This window comes from Arthrobacter sp. AD-310 (assembly GCF_054656615.1).
Genome location: NZ_BAAHNO010000004.1, coordinates 115252 through 122111, shown reverse-complemented (window position 1 = coordinate 122111; position 6860 = coordinate 115252). Strand labels below are relative to the sequence as shown.

Annotated in this window: 7 protein-coding genes; 1 reads left to right on the top strand and 6 read right to left on the bottom strand. The window is 67.7% G+C overall.

Going from position 1 to position 6860, the window contains the following annotated elements:
• The first annotated feature begins 140 nt into the window (after positions 1 to 140).
• The gene (gene fabF, locus ACYQ1Z_RS02515; protein WP_459790849.1) at positions 141 to 1376 is read left to right on the top strand and encodes a beta-ketoacyl-ACP synthase II; all 1236 of its coding nucleotides are present in this window, start codon (positions 141 to 143) and stop codon (positions 1374 to 1376) included.
• A gap of 123 nt (positions 1377 to 1499) precedes the next feature.
• Here fabF and ACYQ1Z_RS02510 read toward each other — a convergent pair whose 3' ends face one another.
• The 6 genes from ACYQ1Z_RS02510 to ACYQ1Z_RS02485 form a co-directional block, all read right to left on the bottom strand.
• A complete protein-coding gene (locus ACYQ1Z_RS02510) occupies positions 1500 to 2003 on the bottom strand; it encodes a DUF3145 domain-containing protein (RefSeq protein WP_459790848.1) in 504 nt (167 codons plus the stop codon).
• Positions 2004 to 2242: 239 nt separating this feature from the next.
• On the bottom strand, positions 2243 to 3169 hold the full coding sequence (locus tag ACYQ1Z_RS02505; RefSeq protein WP_459790846.1) for a tyrosine recombinase XerC: 927 nt from the start codon (positions 3167 to 3169) through the stop codon (positions 2243 to 2245).
• 132 nt (positions 3170 to 3301) lie between these two features.
• Positions 3302 to 4501 (bottom strand): DNA-processing protein DprA, encoded by a 1200-nt coding sequence (dprA, locus tag ACYQ1Z_RS02500; protein ID WP_459790845.1) that lies wholly within the window; start codon positions 4499 to 4501, stop codon positions 3302 to 3304.
• The gene (locus tag ACYQ1Z_RS02495) at positions 4498 to 6042 is read right to left on the bottom strand and encodes a YifB family Mg chelatase-like AAA ATPase (RefSeq protein WP_459790844.1); all 1545 of its coding nucleotides are present in this window, start codon (positions 6040 to 6042) and stop codon (positions 4498 to 4500) included. The genes dprA and ACYQ1Z_RS02495 overlap by 4 nt, the downstream gene beginning before the upstream one ends.
• Complete coding sequence (locus ACYQ1Z_RS02490) at positions 6043 to 6399, bottom strand: YraN family protein (protein ID WP_459790843.1); 357 nt, start codon at positions 6397 to 6399, stop codon at positions 6043 to 6045.
• Between the two features lie 122 nt (positions 6400 to 6521).
• Positions 6522 to 6848 carry a DUF2469 domain-containing protein gene (locus tag ACYQ1Z_RS02485; protein ID WP_459790842.1) on the bottom strand — a complete coding sequence of 109 codons (327 nt, stop codon included), beginning with the start codon at positions 6846 to 6848 and terminating at the stop codon, positions 6522 to 6524.
• Positions 6849 to 6860 lie beyond the last annotated feature (12 nt).

Below are 6860 nucleotides of genomic sequence, written 5' to 3'. Positions count from 1 at the left end.
TCCTCCCCCCCCCCCCCCCCCCCCCCCCCCCCCCCCCCCCCCCCGCTGCATTGATCTTCATCCGGCACTGAGCCGGCCATTAAAACGCGGGACCCTCCGGCAGGCGGAGAAGGATTCCCCACCGACGAAAGAGTGATCCCATGACACGCAAAGTAGTCATTACCGGTCTGGGCGCCACAACGCCCATCGGCGGCGACGTACCCACTATGTGGAACAACGCGCTCAAGGGGGTCTCCGGTGCCCGCACCCTGGAGGACGACTGGGTTGCCAAGTACGAGCTGCCCGTCCATTTCGCTGCCCGGTGCAGCACCCCGGCCCTGGACGTGCTCAGCCGTGTTGAGGCAAAGCGGATGGACCCGTCCACCCAGTTCGGCGTCATCGCCGCGCGTGAAGCGTGGGCCGACGCCGGCATCACCGAAATCGACCAGGACCGCCTGGCTGTCGCTTTCGCCACCGGCATCGGTGGCGTGTGGACGCTGCTGGACGCCTGGGACACCCTGAAGGAGAAGGGCCCCCGCCGGGTCCTGCCCATGACGGTCCCCATGCTGATGCCCAACGGTGTCGCCGCTGCCGTCAGCCTCGACCTCGGCGCACGCGCCGGGGCACACACCCCCGTATCCGCCTGCGCATCAGGCACCGAGGCGATGCACCTGGGGCTGGACCTGATCCGTTCCGGCAAGGCCGACGTCGTGATGTGCGGTGGCGCGGAAGCGGCAATCCACCCGATGCCGCTCGCCGCCTTCGCCTCCATGCAGGCACTGTCCCGACGCAACGACGAGCCCGAGCGGGCTTCCCGGCCCTACGACACCGCACGTGACGGCTTTGTCATGGGCGAAGGCGCCGGCGCGCTGGTGCTCGAGGCCGAAGAGCACGCCCTGGCCCGCGGTGCCCGTATCTACGCTGAGCTTGCCGGGACCTCCGTCACCGCGGACGCATACCACATCACTGCTCCGGACCCCGAAGGCCTGGGCGCCACCCGTGCCTTGAAGGCAGCCATGTTCGACGGCCGCATCCAAGCCGAGGACGTGGTCCACGTGAACGCCCACGCAACCTCCACACCTGTAGGCGACAAGCCCGAGTACACCGCGCTGCGCGCCGCGCTGGGCAAGCACGTGGACAACGTGGCCGTCTCCGCCACCAAGTCCCAGATGGGCCACCTCCTGGGTGCCTCCGGCGCGGTGGAGGCTGTCCTCACCGTCCTGGCGGTCCATGAGCGCAAGGCTCCGGTGACGATCAACCTCGAGAACCAGGATCCCGAGATTCCGCTCGACGTCGTCACCTCAGCACGTGACCTGCCGGGCGGGAACATCGTGGCACTGAGCAACTCTTTTGGTTTCGGCGGGCACAACGCCGTCGTTGCCATCCGCAGCGTCTAGGTTCCGGCCCGTGCGCAGGCACGGGCGGCAGCAAAGAGGAGGCCCCGCCGTTGGCGGGGCCTCCTCTTTGCTATGGAGAGTGTGGTAGTTCCTGGTGCCGTGTTGCGGCAGGGCGACGGCGGGTCAGCCCACCTGGTGCAGCCAGCGGACAGGAGCGCCCTCCGCGGCGTGCCGGAAGGGTTCGAGCTCCTCATCCCATGCCTCGCCGAGGGCGAGCGACAGTTCGTGGTAGACGGCGGCGGGGTCACCCGCGCCGGATTCGTAGGCGTAGCGGATGCGGTCCTCGGACACCATGATGTTGCCGTGCACGTCTGTTACTGCGTGGAAGATGCCCAACTCGGGAGTATGGGACCACCGCGCTCCGTCCACTCCCTGGCTTGGCTCCTCGGTGACTTCGAAACGCAGGTGGGCCCAGCCCCGCAGTGAAGACGCCAATTTGGCCCCCGTCCCGGGAGCCCCGGTCCAGGAGAGTTCAGCCCGGAACATTCCGGGTGCGGCAGGTTGAGGGGCCCACTCAAGATCCGTCCGCTTGTCCACGACGGAACCAATGGCCCACTCAACGTGGGGGCACAGGGCCGTAGGGGCCGAGTGAACGAACAGCACACCGCGGGTCATTGCAACAGACATTCCATCCTCCATAGCTCTAGGTACGTCTTCCCCAACGCCCTCTGCCTGGATGGAACCGCTGTGCCGCGTCCCGTGGGAGTGTTCCGCCTGCTTATTCAGATATTTCGGATAAAGCTGCGTCCGGACCTGCCGCACCGCAACAGCCAATGAGCTTCAAGCGGCACTTGAGAGTTGCCGGACGTGACTCTTATTGTGCCGTAAGCCGCAAAATTACGCCAGTGCTATTAGCGGCCTGTTCCCTAGGCCCTGGGGTGGGCCTGCTGGTAGCTTTTCCGCAGCCGGTCCACCGAGACGTGGGTGTAGATCTGCGTTGTGGCGAGGCTGCTGTGCCCCAGGATTTCCTGCACCGCACGGAGGTCAGCGCCGCCGTCGAGCAGGTGCGTGGCGGCCGAGTGCCGGAGCGCGTGCGGTCCTGTTGCCGATGTGTCGCCCAGCGCCTGGAAAAGCCGGTTCACCAGCTCCCGCACCTGCCGCTGGTCCACCCGGCCGCCGCGCGCGCCCAGGAAAAGCGCCGGGCCGCTGGTGTCCTTGGCGAGTGCCGGCCGGCCGCGCCGCAGCCAGTCATCCACTGCCACTGCCGCGGGGACGCCATAGGGGACGGTTCTTTCCTTGTTGCCTTTGCCCAGCACCCGAAGCGTCCGCCGGTCGGGATCCAGGTCGTCGATGTCCAGGCCGGCGAGTTCACCCACGCGCACGCCCGTGGCGTAAAGGAGTTCCACGATCGCGCGGTCGCGGACGGCCACCGGCGTACCGTCGGCTGCTGCTTCTTCCATGCCTGCCAGCAGCCGGGCCAGCTGGGATGCATGCAGGACACCGGGAAGGGACCTTTCACGCTTGGGCGCCTTCAAACGCAGGGCGGGATCCGCTGTGATCCGCTCTTCCCGCAGCGCCCAGGCCGTAAAAGCCCTGACTGTGGCGGAGCGCCGGGAAAGAGTTGCACGCGCCGCACCCGATTGGCTCTGGACGCCGAGCCAGCGCCGCAGCGTTCCGAGCTCGAGATCCTGGAGCCCGACGGCCCCTTCGGAAGCCGCATGCGCCAGGAGGCTGTGCAGGTCCCCCAGGTAGGCGCGGCGGGTGTGCGCGGATACCGCCCGCTCCCCCGACAGGTAGCCGGCGAACGCGTCCAGGGCGTCGCTGAGTTCCGGCGGCAGTTCCTCATGTTCCACTCCCTAACTGTCTCAGGTTTGGTGGGGGCCGGGCTGCCTGACACGGCGCGGATCCTGCTCTCCTGCGCAATCCGGCAGCGGCGACTCAGCAGCGGCAGCCCGGGCGCAGCGGTTGTCCGGATACCGGGGGTGTCAGGAGGGTGTCTTTCCGCGTTTCCAGCCGCCCCTTTCGGAGACCGCCAGCCCCAGCAGTCCAAGCCTGCCCAGCCCTGCCCGCACCGAGTCCTGTCCGAGTCCGGCCACAACGGAAAGCTTTTCGACTGATGTGGTCGAGCGCAGGGGCAGGGCGTCAAGCAGGATGAGGTCTTCCAGCGTCAGCCCGTCCTGGACCTGTGAGCCCCCCTGCCGCTGCTCAGGCAGCGCCGCTCCGGTGGGTGAGGCGAGCTCGGCTATTTCGGAGGCGTCTGTCACGCAGACGGCCCCGCCGTCCCGGAGCAGCCGGTGGCAGCCCGCGGAATTGGCGCTGTGGACCGATCCCGGGATGGCGCCCACCGGCCGGCCCAGCGTTTCGGCATGATGGGCCGTGTTGAGTGCCCCGGAACGCCACCGCGCCTCCATCACAACGGTGACGGCGGAAAGGGCGGCGATGAGCCGGTTCCGTTGCAGGAACCGGTACCGCGTCGGGGCGGACCCCGGCGGTACTTCGGCAAGTACTGCACCCTGGTTGGCTACGGCCCGGAGGAGGTCTTCATTGCCCGACGGATAGAAGCGGTCCACACCCCCTGCCATGACCGCGATTGTAGGCATGGGACCGGAACCTCCGGCCAGGGCTGCCCGGTGGGCATGGGCATCTATCCCGTAGGCACCGCCCGAGACGATGGTGAATCCCCGTTGTGCCAGCGAATAGGCCACGTCGCCGGTGACTGAGGCACCGTAGCTGGTGCTGTCCCGGGAACCGACCAGGGCGATACACAGATCTGCCCGGGGCAAGGGTTGTTCCTGTCCGCGCCACCACAGGCAGATGGGTTCCTGGATTCCGAGGTCTGCCAGCTGCCGGGGCCACAGGTCGTCCGACGGGATGATGAGCCTGCCGCCCAGCCGTGCCATGGTGGCGAGGTCGCGTTCGGGTGCGAGGTCGGGGATCCGTGGCTGCCAGCGCCTGAGCGCGGCGGCCATCCCGGCCCACCCGGTTGCAGGACCGTTGTCCGAGAGGAGGAGGGTGATTTCCCGTTCCAGCTCGGGGCCCGCTGACACTTCCCCCGTCGCGATTCCGAGGGCGTCCACGGCTCCCACTGCCTGCACCAGTGCCAGGCCTGCCGCGTCCTGGGGTTCCATCAGCCGGGACAGTGCCGCGCGTGCCAGCCGTTCTGTATCCAACGAAGCTTCCTTCATGCCGCCACCGCCGCGGCCTGCCGCAGGCCCAGGGCCTGCCCGATGTCGTCGCTGTCCGGCCTCTCCCGGTACCCCAGGTCTGCCAGCGTCCAGGCCAGGCGGAGCACGCGGTCATACCCGCGCGCCGTGAGCACACCACGTTCCAGGGAGCGGTCGAGGATGCGGGTGGCCGAAGGTTCCAGCCGCAGATCGCCGCGGAGGATCCGGCCAGGCACCTGGGAGTTGGTTTCGAGGCTGAAAGGCTTCAGCCGCTCAAGCTGCCGGGCCCGGGCTTCACCGACTCGCCGGGCAACCGCGGTGGTGTCTTCCCCGGCGCCGGCCTGCCCGAACTCCGCGAGGGAGACCCGCTCAACCTCCAGTTGGATATCCACCCGGTCCAGCAACGGCCCGGACATCCTCGCGAGGTAGCGCCTCCGCATCACCGGCGTGCAAGTGCACTCGAGCCCTTTGCCGGAGGCCTTGCCGCAGGGGCAGGGATTTGCCGCCAGCACGAGCTGGAACCGCGCCGGGTACGCTGCGGTGCCTGCTGACCGGTGGATCACAAGTTCTCCGCTTTCCAAGGGCTGCCGGAGGGCGTCGAGGACCCGGCGCTCGTATTCGGGCGCCTCGTCCAGGAACAGGACGCCGCGGTGCGCCCGGGACGCCGCGCCGGGGCGGGGCAGGCCCGATCCCCCGCCGATGATGGCCGCTGCCGTGGCGGAGTGGTGGGGATTCTCGAAGGGCGGCCGGCGCAGGAGTTGCACGGACGACGACGGCAGCCCGCACAGTGAGTGGATCGCCGTGACTTCCATGGATTCCTGGTCGCCGAGGTCCGGCAGCAGCCCGGGGAGACGTTCGGCCAGCATGGTCTTGCCGGCCCCGGGCGGTCCGGTCAGCAGGAGGTGGTGGGCGCCGGCAGCTGCCACTTCCAGTGCGCGCCGGGCCTCTCCCTGCCCGGAAACATCCGACATATCAGGGCAGAGGGAGGCCTCGAAAGCCGCATCTTCGGGCTCACCGGGGTCGTCGGGTTCGAAATCGAGCACAAGTTCCTGGGGATCGGCACCGAAGTCCAACGCCAGCCGGGCCAGGGTCCGGTAGCCACGGGCCCTGGCGCCGGGAACCAGGGCGGCCTCGGCCAGATTGGACTGCGCCACGACAATGTCCGGGTAGCCCGCCTGGACCGAGGCCATGACAGCCGGGAGGATGCCGCGGACCGGGCGAAGCCTGCCGTCCAGCCCGAGTTCGGCAATGAAGACCGTTTTTCCGGTGGGCCGGATATCGTTGGCTGCGCGGAGCACGGCCATGGTGACGGCGAGGTCGAACCCGGATCCGCGCTTGGGCAAAGAGGCCGGAATGAGGTTGGCGGTGATCTTCCGCCGGCTCAGGGGAATGCCGGAATTCTTTGCTGCGGACCTGATCCTTTCTTTTGCCTCATTCAGAGAGGCATCGGGCAGTCCCAGGATCACGAACGCCGGGAGGGTCTGGCCGATGTCGGCCTCGACTTCCACCATGTAGCCGTTCAGCCCTACCAGCGCGATGGAGTATGTGCGGCCGAGCCCCATTCACCCCACCCCCTTGAGGTGTTCCACGAGCGGATGGCCGCTTCCGTCGTCCACGACGGCCACCACGTCCACCCGGCGCAGCGGCATCCGCAACTCCCTGTCGCGGCACCAAGCCGCGCCGAGCCTGTGAAGCCGGGCGAGCTTGTCCGCCCCCACGGCTTCGAAAGGGTGTCCGTAGTCAAGTGAGCGCCGGGTCTTCACCTCGGCTATGACCAAGGTGTCTCCGTCGAGGGCGATGATGTCGATTTCGCCCCCGGGACAGCGCCAGTTGCGCTCCACCACCAGCATGCCGAGGGTTTCAAGGTAACCGGCGGCGACGTCCTCGCCGTGCCGGCCCAACAGGTCTTTGGATTTCATGTGGTACCTCCGCAACCAGCCTGCGGCCAGGCGGTTGCGGAGGACAGGGACACGAATCCTTATGTGAGTTCAGTGCCGGTGTGCAGGACAAGTGGCGCCTGCGCGCCCGGGAATTGTCCGGGCTAGTTGCCCAGGTCGACATCCTTGGGTACGGCGAGTTCCTCGCTACGTGGAAGTTCTTCCACGTTCACGTCCTTGAAGGTGAGGACACGGACGCTCTTGACGAACCGGGCGGAGCGGTAAACGTCCCACACCCAGGCGTCCTGCAGCGTCAGGTCGAAGTAGACTTCACCGTCTGCACTGCGGGCCTGCAGGTCGACATGGTTGGCCAGGTAGAAGCGCCGTTCAGTCTCGACAACGTAGCTGAAGAGCCCGACGACGTCCCGGTATTCGCGGTAGAGCTGGAGCTCCATGTCGGTTTCATAGTTTTCAAGATCTTCAGCACTCATGCTTCCATCTTG

What these genes read in the sequence shown, in the direction of transcription:
- ACYQ1Z_RS02485 (WP_459790842.1), bottom strand. Translation starts at nt 6,848, where the DNA reads ATGAGTGCTGAAGATCTTGAAAACTATGAAACCGACATGGAGCTCCAG.
- dprA (WP_459790845.1), bottom strand. Translation starts at nt 4,501, where the DNA reads ATGAAGGAAGCTTCGTTGGATACAGAACGGCTGGCACGCGCGGCACTG.
- ACYQ1Z_RS02490 (WP_459790843.1), bottom strand. Translation starts at nt 6,399, where the DNA reads ATGAAATCCAAAGACCTGTTGGGCCGGCACGGCGAGGACGTCGCCGCC.
- ACYQ1Z_RS02495 (WP_459790844.1), bottom strand. Translation starts at nt 6,042, where the DNA reads ATGGGGCTCGGCCGCACATACTCCATCGCGCTGGTAGGGCTGAACGGC.
- fabF (WP_459790849.1), top strand. Translation starts at nt 141, where the DNA reads ATGACACGCAAAGTAGTCATTACCGGTCTGGGCGCCACAACGCCCATC.
- ACYQ1Z_RS02510 (WP_459790848.1), bottom strand. Translation starts at nt 2,003, where the DNA reads ATGTCTGTTGCAATGACCCGCGGTGTGCTGTTCGTTCACTCGGCCCCT.